This window comes from Corallococcus sicarius (genome assembly GCF_003611735.1).
GTDB lineage: Bacteria > Myxococcota > Myxococcia > Myxococcales > Myxococcaceae > Corallococcus > Corallococcus sicarius.
Map to the genome: position 1 here is coordinate 1 of NZ_RAWG01000064.1, position 12,612 is coordinate 12,612.

General features: G+C 71.2%; 10 protein-coding genes. 6 read left to right on the forward strand and 4 right to left on the reverse strand.

All coding sequences use genetic code 11. The features are described 5' to 3' along the window. The coding region (locus tag D7X12_RS12780) for a hypothetical protein (protein ID WP_208718982.1) at positions 1-1,041 on the reverse strand (1,041 nt) is incomplete at its 3' end. 376 nt (positions 1,042-1,417) lie between these two features. On the opposite strand from D7X12_RS12780, the gene D7X12_RS12785 reads away from it, so the two are divergent. Continuing rightward, positions 1,418-1,615, forward strand: a complete 198-nt coding sequence (locus D7X12_RS12785) for a DUF6229 family protein (RefSeq protein ID WP_120625554.1) — start codon at positions 1,418-1,420, stop codon at positions 1,613-1,615. A gap of 65 nt (positions 1,616-1,680) precedes the next feature. Continuing rightward, on the forward strand, positions 1,681-4,524 hold the full coding sequence (locus D7X12_RS12790) for a type 2 lanthipeptide synthetase LanM family protein (protein WP_244224516.1): 2,844 nt from the start codon (positions 1,681-1,683) through the stop codon (positions 4,522-4,524). A gap of 78 nt (positions 4,525-4,602) precedes the next feature. Here D7X12_RS12790 and D7X12_RS12795 read toward each other — a convergent pair whose 3' ends face one another. The 3 genes from D7X12_RS12795 to D7X12_RS12805 all read right to left on the reverse strand — a co-directional run bounded on the left by D7X12_RS12795 (position 4,603) and on the right by D7X12_RS12805 (position 8,412). Then, positions 4,603-6,387 (reverse strand): DEAD/DEAH box helicase, encoded by a 1,785-nt coding sequence (locus D7X12_RS12795; RefSeq protein WP_120625556.1) that lies wholly within the window; start codon positions 6,385-6,387, stop codon positions 4,603-4,605. A gap of 90 nt (positions 6,388-6,477) precedes the next feature. Beyond that, a complete protein-coding gene (locus D7X12_RS12800) occupies positions 6,478-7,248 on the reverse strand; it encodes a sporulation protein (RefSeq protein WP_120625557.1) in 771 nt (256 codons plus the stop codon). A gap of 57 nt (positions 7,249-7,305) precedes the next feature. After that, complete coding sequence (locus tag D7X12_RS12805) at positions 7,306-8,412, reverse strand: pectin acetylesterase-family hydrolase (RefSeq protein WP_158620041.1); 1,107 nt, start codon at positions 8,410-8,412, stop codon at positions 7,306-7,308. A gap of 138 nt (positions 8,413-8,550) precedes the next feature. Between D7X12_RS12805 and D7X12_RS12810 the strand changes: the two genes are divergently transcribed. The 4 genes from D7X12_RS12810 to D7X12_RS12825 all read left to right on the forward strand — a co-directional run bounded on the left by D7X12_RS12810 (position 8,551) and on the right by D7X12_RS12825 (position 12,608). Beyond that, a complete protein-coding gene (locus D7X12_RS12810) occupies positions 8,551-9,666 on the forward strand; it encodes a Gfo/Idh/MocA family protein (RefSeq protein WP_208718984.1) in 1,116 nt (371 codons plus the stop codon). Positions 9,667-9,918: 252 nt separating this feature from the next. Then, positions 9,919-10,767: an HpcH/HpaI aldolase/citrate lyase family protein gene (locus tag D7X12_RS12815; protein WP_120625560.1), complete on the forward strand. Its 849-nt coding sequence runs from the start codon at positions 9,919-9,921 to the stop codon at positions 10,765-10,767. A 59-nt stretch (positions 10,768-10,826) separates the two neighbouring features. Beyond that, complete coding sequence (locus D7X12_RS12820; RefSeq protein WP_120625561.1) at positions 10,827-12,059, forward strand: aminotransferase class I/II-fold pyridoxal phosphate-dependent enzyme; 1,233 nt, start codon at positions 10,827-10,829, stop codon at positions 12,057-12,059. 27 nt (positions 12,060-12,086) lie between these two features. Continuing rightward, positions 12,087-12,608, forward strand: coding sequence for a MaoC family dehydratase (locus D7X12_RS12825; protein WP_120625562.1), 522 nt, complete (start codon positions 12,087-12,089; stop codon positions 12,606-12,608). Positions 12,609-12,612: the final 4 nt, after the last annotated feature.

Genomic DNA, 12,612 nt, shown 5'->3' on the forward strand with positions numbered 1-12,612 from the left:
AGATGTGTATAAGGAGACAGGGGTGGGCGTGCCCCCGCCGAAGCAGGCGAAGAAGAACGCCACGAGCCCATGGAGCCGGGCATCGTCCTGGATGTCCGACGCCGCCACGTAGTGCGCGGGAGTCATCGCTCCGAACCCGGTCCAGTCCTGGCTCAGGAGCGCGCCCTGGTCGGAGCGCTGGCGCGCATCGTTCGCTGGGAAGCCGAGACCGTGCGAGGCGGTGAAGAGCACGGCCGGACGCACTTCCCGACCGTGGAGTGCGGTGAGCAGCCACTCCTTGGTCGCATCGTCCTCGATGGCTTCGTTGCTGGCATAGCGCAGCTTCGAGGCGATCGTCCTCGTCGGCTGGGGTGGCTGATCCGCGGGCGCTCCCCGGGCAAGGGGGATGACGAGCTGGTGGGCACTGAGTTCCGTGGAGCGATCTCCCAGGTGCTTGGGGCCCCACCAGCCCACCTGCCGGTGGTTGGGGACGGAGGAGCCCTTCTCGTAGGCCACGACGCTCTCCGCGTACCGCGCGTATTCCGCGGGCGTGTCGAAAGAGAGGCGGCCGACCGCGCGGGAGAGGGAGAGGGAGTGCTCGACGTCGAAGGGGATCTCGTCCGGACCGCCCACGAGCAGGAGGTAGTACGGCACCCGCGTGGGCTCCACATCACTCAGGGGCGCGCCATGGCGCGACAGGAACTTGTGGGCCGGCTCACCCGGTTGGTAGGTGAGGACGTGGAACTGCTCCGAAGGGATGAGGCTGCGCCGGTGGGCGATGAGCGGCTCCAAGCTCTTGCGGACCTCCTCGGAGGTCTGCGCGTGGAACACCACGGCCCAGCCGGCTTGGGCGGGGTCGTTCTTGTTCACGCCGAACGGCGTGTCGAACTTGGTGAGCAGCGGGTTGTCGAAGAGCCAGTTCTTCCATCGCTCGAGGTACGAGGCGTTCCCACGGGGCGCCGCCATCTTCGCCGCCGCCGGGAGCCCGACGGGCGGGACGAGGTACTGGCCGGTGACACCGTCGATACCGTTGAGGAACAGCGGGTCTTCAGAACTGGGCATGGTCCGCTCCACGGATCTTGATACCCCGCTTTACGCTTCAGGTCTTCCATCCTAGGCCACCCCGCCCACGCGGAAATGGCAGGAGCCCCCCGGGCTGTCGGGCCCCGAGCGCTTCCCTGCTCGGCCTGTCTTGCGCGCGGCGCGGGCTCCGACTCCGGGGCTGGATGTTTCACAGGACACAGCCCCCTCGCCCCGGAGGGCACCCCCACGTGAGCCCCTGGTGGCAATCCCTTACGTCCTTCTCTCGGGGATGCAAGGATTTGGACGGTTTCCTGGAACATACGTCCCTGTGTCTGGCATTGGGACGCGGGGCCGTGTTCGACTTTCCTCGTGGCGCGGTCCACGTCCCCCGACGTCCCCCGAAGGAAGAACACCCATGACGATGAATCCCGAGGTCCTGGAAGTGGTGGAGGCCTGGCTGTCCGGTGCCGAGGAGTCTCATGGGATGCGCAACCCCGCGGGGCCGCTGTTCGTGGGAGGCGCGCGCACGGAGCAGGCGCTCACCGAGGCCCACCTGATCGCGGACACCGGGTGCAGCGCGTGCACCGGCTGCGCTGACGCCCACTGCTGCTGAGTGAGTCATCCCCCTTCCGGTCCCCGCCCCCAGGGAGTCCCCGCATGGTCCACGAGGAAGCGTCGATGGCCGTCGAAGTCCCTCCTGACGGGTGGCTCTCGCGCCCCGTGAACGCCCTGCTGGCGCCCCACCTGGAGGCGATGTCGGCGCGGTTGTCCCGGACCGAAGGGCTCACCGCCGCCGAGCGCGACGTGGTGGACCACGCGGGCCGGGAACACCTGGGCTTCAGCGCGCAACGCAAGCTCAACCGGGTGTTGCTGCTGGAGCTGCACGCGGCGGTGATGGAGGAGCGGCTCGACGCCTTGGATTCCCAGAGCAGGTGGGCGCAGTTCATCGACCGGGCCTGCACCCCGGAGTTCCACGCGCACCTGCGACGGCGCTATCCGCCGCTGCTCGAACGGCTGGCCACCGTGGGCCGGCTCCAATCCCAGGCGGTGCTGCGGCTGGTGGACCGGTTCGTCACGGACCGGGAGGCCCTGGCCGCGCTGCCCGGACAGCCTCGCGGTGCCCTGAAGCGCCTTCGGCTGGGCGAAGGGGATACCCACCGGGGCGGCCAGACGGTGGCGCTGCTGGAATTGGAAGCGGGCTCGGTGCTGTACAAGCCCCGGTGCCTGCGCGTGGACCGCGCCCTGGACGGGATGCTGGAGCGGCTGCTCCTGCGCGATCCCCCGGGCACCCGGATCCGCGTGCCCGAGGTGCTGGTGCGCCCAGGCTACGGCTGGGCGGAGTTCGTGGAGCACCGCCCCTGCGAGGATGACGCCGGGCTCGCGCGCTTCTACCGCAACCTGGGGCACTGGCTGGCCGTGATGCGGCTGCTGGGCGGCACGGACCTGCACTCGGAGAACCTCATCGCGCACGGACCGGTCCCCGTGGTGGTGGACGTGGAGAGCCTCTTCATGCCGGATCCCCCCGTGCCCCCGTCGGGTCGCGGGCTGGCGGTGGACCTCGCCGCGAAGGCCATCCGGGGCACCGTGCTGCGCACCGGCCTGCTCCCCGTGCGCAGCGCGGGCCCGGGGCTGGGCGGCCTGGACATCTCCGCCGCGGGCTCGCTGCCCGGGCAACAGCCGCGCATGTCCGTGCCCACCCTCGTCGGCGGTGGCACCGACGGGGCGCACCTGGAGATGACGCTCCTGGAGCGCCCCCGGTTGAAGAACCACCCCAGCCCGGAGCCGGTGCTCGCGCGCTACTGGGGGCAGGTCGTCGAGGGCTTCCACGAGCTCACCGCGCGGCTCCAGTCGCTGGATGCGCAAGGCGAGCTGCGCCCGCTGCTGGAGCCGTTCGCGGGCGCGGTCGTCCGCCGCATCCTGAGGCCCACGCAGACCTACGCGGAGCTGCAGCGCATGCTCTGGCACCCGGCCTCGCTGCACGACGCGCGCGCGGCGAACACGCGGGCGCGGGACGTGATGCGCCGCAACGCGGAGGTGGCTCCGGGGGCTCCGTCCTCGCTGCCCATCATCGACGAGGAGATCGCCGACCTGTGCTCCGGGGACACGCCCGTGTTCACCGTGCCCGTGTCCCGGTCCCTGCTCGACGCGACGGTGGCGGCGTGGCGCTCCGTGGACGTGGCGCTGGAGGAGCTGACCATCCAGGGCGCGCTGGTCAGCGCGTACCTCAACGAGCAGGCCCTGCCTCCGCGCGTCGCGGCCCCGTCCACGCCGTCACGGCGGGAGCGGCTGGACTCGCGGCGCCGCTCGCAGCTGGCCGGGCTGGTGCGCCGCGTGTGCGACGCGGCCGTGCGGGGGCCCGACGGGACGGTGACGTGGATCAGCCCCGTGCTCGCCGAGTTCGGCTGGGCGGTGCGGCCGCTCTCCGCCGACCTCTACAGCGGGCAGGGCGGGGTCGCGGTGTGTCTGGCCCAGTACCAGCACGAGGTGCGCCACGGGCGGGCGGATCCGGTGGAGTCGGTGGCGGAGACCCTGTCGGGAGCGCTCGCGGTGCTGCGGGCCACGGAGGACCGGGTGCCCGTGAAGCAGCCCGGGGGCTACTCCGGGCTCGCGTCCCAGGTGTGGATCTGGTCCACGCTGCACGACCTGGACGCGGTCCCCGGAGCCCTGGCCCGGGCCCGCGAGCGCGCGGCGGCGCTCACCCCGGCGCTGCTCGACGATGACAGGCTGCTGGAGGTGCTGGGCGGCGCGGCGGGCGTCATCGTCCCGCTGCTCAACCTCGTGGATCAGACGGGCGAGGCGAAGTGGCTGGACGTCGCGGCGCACGCGGGCCGGCGCCTGGAGGACACCGCGCGGAGCGTGTCGGGGGATGCCCGCTGGTCCACGTCCATGTTCCCCGAACCCATGGGCGGCTTCGCCCACGGCACGGCGGGCATCGGCTGGGCGCTGGCGCGGCTGGGGCTGAGCGCGGCGGGCACTCCCGCGGACCGGCGGCGGTGGCGGGGGCTGGCCGAGCGCGCCTTCGACTTCGTGGAGGGCCTGTACCGTCCGGAGTCCGGGCACTGGCTGGACGCGCGGCGCCCCGACGCGACGGATCAACTGACGACGTGGTGCCACGGGAGCACGGGCATCGGGCTCGCGGCGGCGGACCTCTTCGCGCGCACCGGCACCCCCCGCTACCTGGACCTCTTCCAGCGGGCCCGGACTGCCGGCGTGCGCGAGGGCTTCGGCTGGACCCACACCCTGTGCCATGGCGACCTGGGGCTGTGGGAGCTGCTGGAGGCGGGACGCAGGCTCGCGCCGGATCCGCAGGGGCCGGACCGCGAGGTGCTGGACGCGGAGGTGCTCTCCAGCCTGGAGGCGCGGGGCCCGGTGACGGGGATGGCCCGGGACGCCTTCTCCCCGGGGTTGATGACGGGGCTGGGCGGCGTCATCCACACGCTGCTGCGCATGCACCCGGAGGGAGGGCTCGCCTCGCCGTTGTTGCTGGGCCGCGCGCCCGGCGTGGACCGGGGCACACCCTGAAGGAGCGCCAGGCGCCCGCTTCCACCGGCCCCGTCCCGCATCGGAGCCGGTGGGGGGGCCGGTGAAGGCGCGTCAGGCTCAGTCGCGGGTGTCGCGCCGCACGGAGACCTTCTTGCCGCGCAGCGTGGCGCCCTTCAGCGCGGTGATGATGCGCGCCGCATCCGGCTCCGGCACCTCCACGATGGAGTACATGTCCGCGATGTGGATCGCGCCGATGCGCGAGGAGTCGAGCCCCGCCTCGCCGGCGATGGCGCCCACGAGGTCCGCCGGCCGCATGCCCGCGGTGCGGCCCGCGCCAATGAACAGCCGCGTGACGTTCCACTCCGGCGCGCGCGGCGCACGGGCGGGACGCTCACCGGCTTCGGCGGTGCGCTCAGTGCTGCGCTCGGTGCGCTCGGTCCGGGGACGGGGCGGGCCGCGGTCGGGACGGTCGCCGAACCGGCTGGGGGGACCCGAGCGGGGGAAGCGCTTCTCCGACGAGGCCGACGGGGGAGGCACCGTCGGGATGTCCGCCTCCGCGGCGTCCTTGCCCTCGTCCTCCTTCTCCTGCAGCAGCTTCACCGCGGCGGCGGCCACGTCCATCACGCTGAACTCGCCGGACAGGTCCTCCACGATGCCGCGGAAGGCCTCCAGGTCGCCCTCGACGAGCGCCTCGCGCAGCGACGAGCGCATGATCTCCAGCCGGCGGGCGCGCAGGTCCGACACGGTGGGGACCGCGGAGACGTCGATGCGCTGGCCGGTGAGCTTCTCGATGTTGCGCAAGAGCCGGTGCTCGCGGGGCTCCAGCAGGGTGATGGCCACGCCCTCGCGGCCCGCGCGGCCCGTGCGGCCGATGCGGTGCACGTAGGCCTCCGGCGCGTTGGGCACGTCGAAGTTCACCACATGCGACAGCCGGGGGATGTCCAGGCCGCGCGCCGCGACGTCGGTGGCGATGAGCAGGTCCGCCTGCTGGGACTTGAACTGCTTGATGACGCGGTCGCGCTGCTCCTGGCTCATGCCGCCGTGCAGGGCGTGCGCGCGCCAGCCGCGTCCGTTGAGGGACGTGGTCAGCTCGTCCACCTCCGTGCGCGTGCGGCAGAACACGATGGCGGCGGTGGGAGACTCCAGGTCCAGCACCCGGCCCAGCGTCGCGATCTTGAACGCGCGCGGGACGATGTAGGCCGTCTGGCGGACGCGGGGCATCTCCCCGGCCTCCAGCTTCTCCTTGGCGATGCGCACGCGCTCCGGATTGCGCAGGTGGCGCTCCGCGATGCTCGCGATGCGCGGGGGCAGGGTGGCGGAGAACAGCGCCGTCTGCCGCTTCTCGGGCGTCTCGGAGAGGATGGCCTCCAGGTCGTCCGCGAAGCCCATGTCGAGCATCTCGTCCGCTTCGTCCAGGACGACCGTGTGGACGTTGTCCAGCTTCAACGTCTTGCGGCGCAGGTGGTCCAGCGCCCGGCCCGGCGTGGCGACGACGACGTCCACGCCGCGCTTGAGCACGCGCAGCTGCCGGCCAATCTCCTGGCCGCCGTAGAGCGGGAGGACGCTGACGCCCAGCTTCGTGCCGTAGCGGTGGATGGCTTCGGACACCTGCATGGCCAGCTCGCGCGTGGGCACGAGCACCAGCGCGGAGGTGCTGTGGGGCGCGGCGGCGCCGGCCGTCAGGTGTTGCAGCAGCGGCAGCGCGAACGCGGCCGTCTTGCCGGTGCCGGTGGCGGCGATGCCGAGCAGGTCCTTGCCGGCGAGCAGAGGCGGGAGTGCCGCGGCCTGGATGGGCGTCGGCTCTTCATAACCGAGGGAGGTCAACGCCTCGACCAGTTCGGGCTTGAGCCCGAGCGAGTCGAAGGTGGGGTTTTCAGTGGCGGGAGGCGGGGGAGCTTTCACACGGCGGCCTATACCACTTTCACGCCCCGGCGTCGGACTCGCGACGTCGGGTGCGTTCACGACCTGAAATGGCGCCGGTTCTTCCGGCTTTCAGGCCCCGCTGGCCAGGTGGGACGCCAACACTTCCGCGACGGAGCCCACCCCCCGGGACAGGTCGGCCTGGGACAGGAAACACCGCTGGCGGCGGCCTCCCTCCAGGCCCAGGCCCTCCAGCAGGGACGTGAGGCCCCGGGGGCCCCGGTCGATGTCGAGGATCAGCTCCAGGCCGTCCTCCCTGGGGAACGGCAGCAGGGCGAGCGTCCGCGGAGGGCCCTGCCACATGGGGCCGGTGTGGAACTCCAGCTCCTGGACGAAGGGTTCGTCGCGCCCCAAGGGGGGGCCCGCCTCGCAGTACGCGTTGCGCCACTGGAGGCCCAGGTGCAAGGCGGCATCGATGACGGTCTGGAGGGAGGGGTGGGGCAGGACGTGAAGCCGGTCACTGTCCTCCGGGTTGAGCGCGTGGTCGATGTCCAACGCCGTCTTGAGCCACACCGGCGCGCCGCGCTCGGTGATGGGGGTGTGGACGGGCAGCCGCAGGGCGAAGGGCAGCACCTTCTCCTCCCGGGGCTCCACGGTGAAGGGGTTCGCGATGCGCCAGGTGCGCACCACGGCGTTGAGCGCGCTGAGGCGGTCGTTGTCGCGCTGGAGGTACTGCGCCATCAGGTGCAGCTCCACGCGGTCGATGCGCTGGGGCGTCTGGCCGCCCTGGATGTGGACCGCGCCGCGCAGCTCCCCTCCGGCGCGCACGGTGTCGTGCTCCAGGCGGGTGTCCACCCGCGCACTGCCAACGCCCACGCGGGCGAGCATCGTCTTCAAGGGCATGTCGCGGAGTCTCCCATGGGCCGGAGTGGAGGTTGGAGTTGTCGGAAGCCCGCCTGCTCAGGGGCCGGCGTGGCTCCAGGCCGGATCATCTCCCGCGAACTGCTGGAGCCACGCGCGCACGGTGAGCCCCGCCCCGGTGGCGGCGTCCGGATGGGCCAGGAGTACGTGCGGATTGCCCGGCAGGTAGAAGGTCTTCACGTTCGGCTCCGCCGAGGCGCGGGCCGCCTCCAGGCCGGCCTGCACCTGCGCGCCGTCGAGTCCGAAGTAGAGGGCGATGGTGCCGTCCTGGAGATGGCCGAGCATCCCGTGTCGCCGGGGCGCGGTGAGCAGGCGCGCGGAGGCGCCGAGGACGGCCGACAGGCCCGTGTCGCACCCGGTGCACCCCGGAGGGAACTCCACGCCCCAGTTCGCGCGCATGGTGCCGTAGCGGCCGTCGCCCGCGGTGTTGATGACGAGCCCTGAGTCGTTCAGCACGTCCACCCGCGCCCACGGCAGGGCCTTCTGCACGCGCCAGGCGTTGAACGTCGCCCCGTAGCCGCCCGCGCTGATGCCGGCGAGCCAGACGCGGTCGGCCTCGGGGAAGGTCGGCTGGAGCCGCCGCAGGTACGCGTCCAGGTTCCGCGCGCCGACGTGCTCGACGCGCTTCGGGCCGAACCAGTCGTAGGTGTGGACGCGGGTGCCCGCGTGGAGGTCGCCCGTGCAGTAGGGGACGTAGACGAAGCTCGCGTCGCGGAACGGGTTCTGGGGGTTGGCGCGGTCGAACAACACCGCCAGATCCGCCGCCTGGGCCTCGGCGAGCACGGGATCCGCGCCCATCGTGTCGGTGATGTGGGTGGCCGTGCCCAGCGCGCAGGCGGCCGCCTCCCAGCACGCCCCACCCCCCGCGAGGAAGACGAAGACCCGCTTGGAGCGGTCCGTCAGGTTGATGGCCATGCCCGTGGACGAGCCGTTCGCGCAGTGGGCGTCGGGGACCGGCACGAACGTCCAGCTCTCCCGGGGCGCATCGATGGGGGCGCCCGCGTCCACCGTGTAGGGGACGGAGGGGAGATCGTAGTCCCCGGCTCCCGCGTCCGGGCGGAGGTCCCCCGGGTCCTCGAAGGGCGTCGCGCAGGCGGACAGCATCAGGAGGCCCAGCAGCATCGGCGAGCAGGAGCGTGCGTGCATGCCTCCGCGCATAGCACACGGGGCGCCGGGCCTGCCCCCTGCCTGACGTTCATGCGTCCCCCTCCCCGGAGGACCGGGGCCGGCTTGCGGGGGAGCGGAGCGCGTCACCAGCGTAGGGCTCACGACGGGAGATGCACGATGGCACAGCAGGAGACGTCCAGGCGGGTGCGGTACGCGGTGGTGGGGGCGGGCAACCTGACCCAGGTGGCGATCCTCCCGGCGTTCCAGCACGCGGAGGAGAACTCTGAACTCGTCGCCATCATCTCCTCCGACAAGGAGAAGCGGGACGTGCTCCAGCGCCAGTACGGCGTCGAGCACGTGGGTGACTACGGCGAGTACGAGCAGGTGCTGCGCGAGTCGCGCGCGGACGCGGTCTACATCGTCCTGCCCAACACGATGCACCGCGGCTTCACCGAACGGGCCGCGCGCGTGGGGGTGCACGTCCTCTGCGAGAAGCCGATGGCGACCTCCGTGGAGGACTGCGAGGCGATGATCCGCGTCACCAACGACAACGACGTGAAGCTGATGATCGCCTACCGGCTCCACTTCGAGGAGGCGAACCTCCAGGCCATCGAACTGGTGCGCTCCGGGAGGCTGGGCGACCCGCGGATGCTCAGCGCGGTCCTGACGCAGCAGGTGCGCGAGGGCGACATCCGGACGAACACGGGGCTGGGGGGCGGGGCGCTCCTGGACGAGGGGCCCTATCCCATCAACGCCGCGCGCTACCTCTTCCGCGACGAGCCCCGCGAGGTGTTCGCGTACACCAGCGGCGGCGACAGCCGCTTCCACGGCGTGGACGCCACGGCGTTCGCCCTGATGCGCTTCCCGAACGGGCGGGTGGCCCAGTTCGGCATCAGCCACGAGGCGTCCGCGGTGTCCAGCTACCGGCTGGTGGGCACCGAAGGGGACCTGCTCGTGCAGCACGGCTTCGGGTACGGCACCGACATCGAGCACGCGCTCACGGTGGGCGGCAAGACGCAGACGCGCACCTTCAAGAACAGCGACCAGTTCGCCCCGGAGCTCATCTACTTCTCGCGGTGCGTGCTGGAGGACCGGGAGCCGGAGCCCAACGGCATCGAGGGCCTGGCGGACGTGCGCGTCATCGTCGCGTTGCAGGAGTCCGCGCGCACCGGACGGCCCGTGAAGCTGGCGCCCTTCGAAAAGCCCAAGCGCCCCACGCTGGAGCAGCTCATCGTGAAGCCCGCGGTGGAGCCGCCCGAGCCCGTCAACGCGCCCGCTCCCGCGCAGGGCTGAGCCCGTACCGGGTTGTACGTATGGGATTGCCGCGACCTCCGGCGTGACGCGCCGCGCTCGATTCACGCTGGAAGTCGGGTGCCACCCACGCGCGGAGTGTTGCCTCCTCCATCGCGCAACGTCGCTGCACATTCAAAGACATATCAATACGTTTCAATCACAGGTCGCGGCGGTGGGTTGCGAATCATTGCGTCAATGCTTGACGTGCTAGGAATACGAGGGTACCCAGTCAGCCACTGATTGGAGGCCCGCATGCGCTTCACCCGCTATTGCCGCTCCATCCTGTTCACTCCGGCGTTGGCAGTGGATCGCTTTGCCCGGGGGCAACAATCCGGCGCGGACATCAGCCTGGTGGATCTGGAGGACTCCGTCGCGGCGGCGCACAAGGACGCGGCCCGGCAGCACGCGGAGGCGTTCTTCCTGGCGCCACGGGTGGGTGACAGCCGCCGGGCGGTGCGCATCAATTCGGTGACGCGGCATGAGGGCCTGAGGGATTTGCTGGCCCTGCGCGCGTACGCGGCGAAGCCCGACGTGGTGATGGTGCCCAAGGTGGAGTCACCGCGCGACCTGGAGATCGTCGAACAGGCGCTGGGCCCGGAGTGCGCGCACGTGGACCTGCTGGCGCTGGTGGAGACGCCGCGCGGGCTGGAGAACATTGGCGCCATCGTGACGGCGACGCCCCGCCTGAAGGCGCTGGTGTTCGGCTCGGCGGACTTCTCCTTCAGCATTGGCGCGGCGCTCACCTGGGAGCCCATGCTCTACGCCAGGGCGCGGCTGGTGACGGCCGCGCGGTCCGCGAACCTCCAGGTGGTGGACTCGCCCCTGTTCGACATGAGCGACCTGGAGGGGCTGCGCAAGGAGGCCGCGCTGGCCCGGGGCATGGGCTTCAGCGGCAAGGCCGCCATCCACCCGCACCAGGTGGAGATCATCAACAAGGCCTTCTCCCCGGACGAGCGCACCCTGCAGAAGGCGCGGAAGATCGTCGCGGAGAGCCAGGCCCGGGACGCGAACATCTGCGTCGTCGACGGCGCCATGGTGGGCACGCCCTTCATCGAAGCGGCGAAGCGCACGCTCGAGGACTTCGGTCCCTCCGAAGGCTGAGCGTCCCTCCCTTTCACCCTCCCGTTTCGCCCCATCCATCCCGCGCAGGAGGAGTCCGCATGGCAACGAGCATTCCCGAGAGCGTCCTGGGCCCCCGGCGCTACCGCAACAACGAGAAGTTCGTCGGCCTGGGTGACGCCGGCTGGCAGCAGGCCGAGGACCACGGCCTCATCAACCTCAAGGTGGACTTCGAGTCGAACAACCGGCTCATCGACCAGGCCACCGGGCACGCCTTCTCGGTGCTGTGCTCGTGCTCCTACCTGGGGCTCAACCACCACCCGGCCATCCTCGAGGGCGCCATCACCGCGCTGCGCGAGGAGGGCACCATTGGCCTGGCGCTCTCCACGCTGCGCATCCGCCTGGGCTTGATGGCGCGGCTGGAGGAGGGGCTGCGGGATTTGTATGGCTGTCCGTCGCTGCCGGCCGCGTCGTGTACCGCGCTGACGGCGGGCATCCTGCCGCTGCTCGCGTCCGGGCACCTGACGGAGGACGGGCAGCCGCGCGTCATGGTGTTTGATCGCTTCTGTCACTTCTCCATGGCGTACGTGAAGCCCATCGTCGGGGACGAGAGCCTGGTGCTGACCAGCCCCCACAACGACCTCAACTACCTGGAGGACGTCTGCAAGAAGTACCCGCGCGTCGCCTACGTGGCGGACGGCGCCTACTCCATGGGCGGGCTCATCGCGCTGGAGGGGCTGCTCCAGCTCCAGGAGAAGTACGGCCTCTTCCTGTACATCGACGACTCGCACTCGCTGTCCATCACCGGCGCGAAGGGCGAGGGCTGGGTCCGCTCCCGCCTGAAGATGAACCCGCTGACGATGATCGTCGCGTCGCTGGCCAAGGCGTTCGGCAGCGCGGGCGGCGTGGCCATGCTGGGCAGCGAGAAGCTGTTCAACTTCCTCAACCGGAACGCCGGCCCGCTGGCGTGGTCGCAGAACCTCCAGGTGCCGTCCATCGGCTCGTCGCTGGCGAGCATCGCGCTGCAAAAGAGCCCGGAACTCAAGCAGCTCCAGGACAAGCTCGCGCGGAACATCGCCTACTTCGACAGCCAGTTCCCCTCCGCGCACGCGGGCAACGGCATGCCCATCCGCAAGATTGAGGTGGGCGAGGAGGAGAAGGCGGTGCGCCTGTCCCAGGAGCTGTACCGGGCGGGCTACTACTGCTCGGCGGTGTTCTTCCCCGTGGTGGCCAAGGGCGAGGCCGGCGTGCGGATCATGATGCGCGCGGACATGGAGCCGGAGGAGCTGACGCGCTTCTGCGCGACGGCCAAGGGCATCATCTCCGGCTTCTGAAGAAGCCCACGCGCGAGGACACACGACATGGAGCGCACTGGCTACAAGCAGGTGGGACCGCAGCGCTACCGGGAGCTGCTGGGCTTCGCGTTCGAGGACTTCACCGTCGGAGACGTCTTCGAACACCGCCCGGGCCGCACGGTGACGGAAGCGGACAACGTGCTGATGAACACGCTGAGCCTCAACCCGTCCCCGCTGCACCTGGACGCGGCCTACTGCCAGCACACGCCGTGGGAGCGGCCGCTCATCTCCAGCCTGGTGACCTTCAGCGTGGTGTGCGGAATGAGCGTGCGCAGCACCAGCGGCCGGGCGCTGGCGAACCTGGGGTGGGACCGCATCCGGCTCACGCACCCGGTGTTCGCCGGGGACACGCTGTACGCGGAGAGCCGCATCCTCGCGAAGCGCCTGTCGGAGAAGCGCAAGGGCGAGGGCATCGTCACCTGTGAGACGCGCGGGCTGAAGTCCACGGGCGAGGTGTTCCTGACGTTCGAGCGCAGCTTCCTCGTGCCCACGCGCGAGCACGGCGTGGACGAAAGGGCCGGGTACTAAAAGG

Coding starts and splice junctions, on each gene's coding strand:
- D7X12_RS12785 (WP_120625554.1), top strand. CDS start 1,418: ATGACGATGAATCCCGAGGTCCTGGAAGTGGTGGAGGCCTGGCTGTCC.
- D7X12_RS12790 (WP_244224516.1), top strand. CDS start 1,681: ATGGCCGTCGAAGTCCCTCCTGACGGGTGGCTCTCGCGCCCCGTGAAC.
- D7X12_RS12800 (WP_120625557.1), bottom strand. CDS start 7,248: ATGCCCTTGAAGACGATGCTCGCCCGCGTGGGCGTTGGCAGTGCGCGG.
- D7X12_RS12805 (WP_158620041.1), bottom strand. CDS start 8,412: ATGCACGCACGCTCCTGCTCGCCGATGCTGCTGGGCCTCCTGATGCTG.
- D7X12_RS12810 (WP_208718984.1), top strand. CDS start 8,551: ATGGCACAGCAGGAGACGTCCAGGCGGGTGCGGTACGCGGTGGTGGGG.
- D7X12_RS12815 (WP_120625560.1), top strand. CDS start 9,919: ATGCGCTTCACCCGCTATTGCCGCTCCATCCTGTTCACTCCGGCGTTG.
- D7X12_RS12820 (WP_120625561.1), top strand. CDS start 10,827: ATGGCAACGAGCATTCCCGAGAGCGTCCTGGGCCCCCGGCGCTACCGC.
- D7X12_RS12825 (WP_120625562.1), top strand. CDS start 12,087: ATGGAGCGCACTGGCTACAAGCAGGTGGGACCGCAGCGCTACCGGGAG.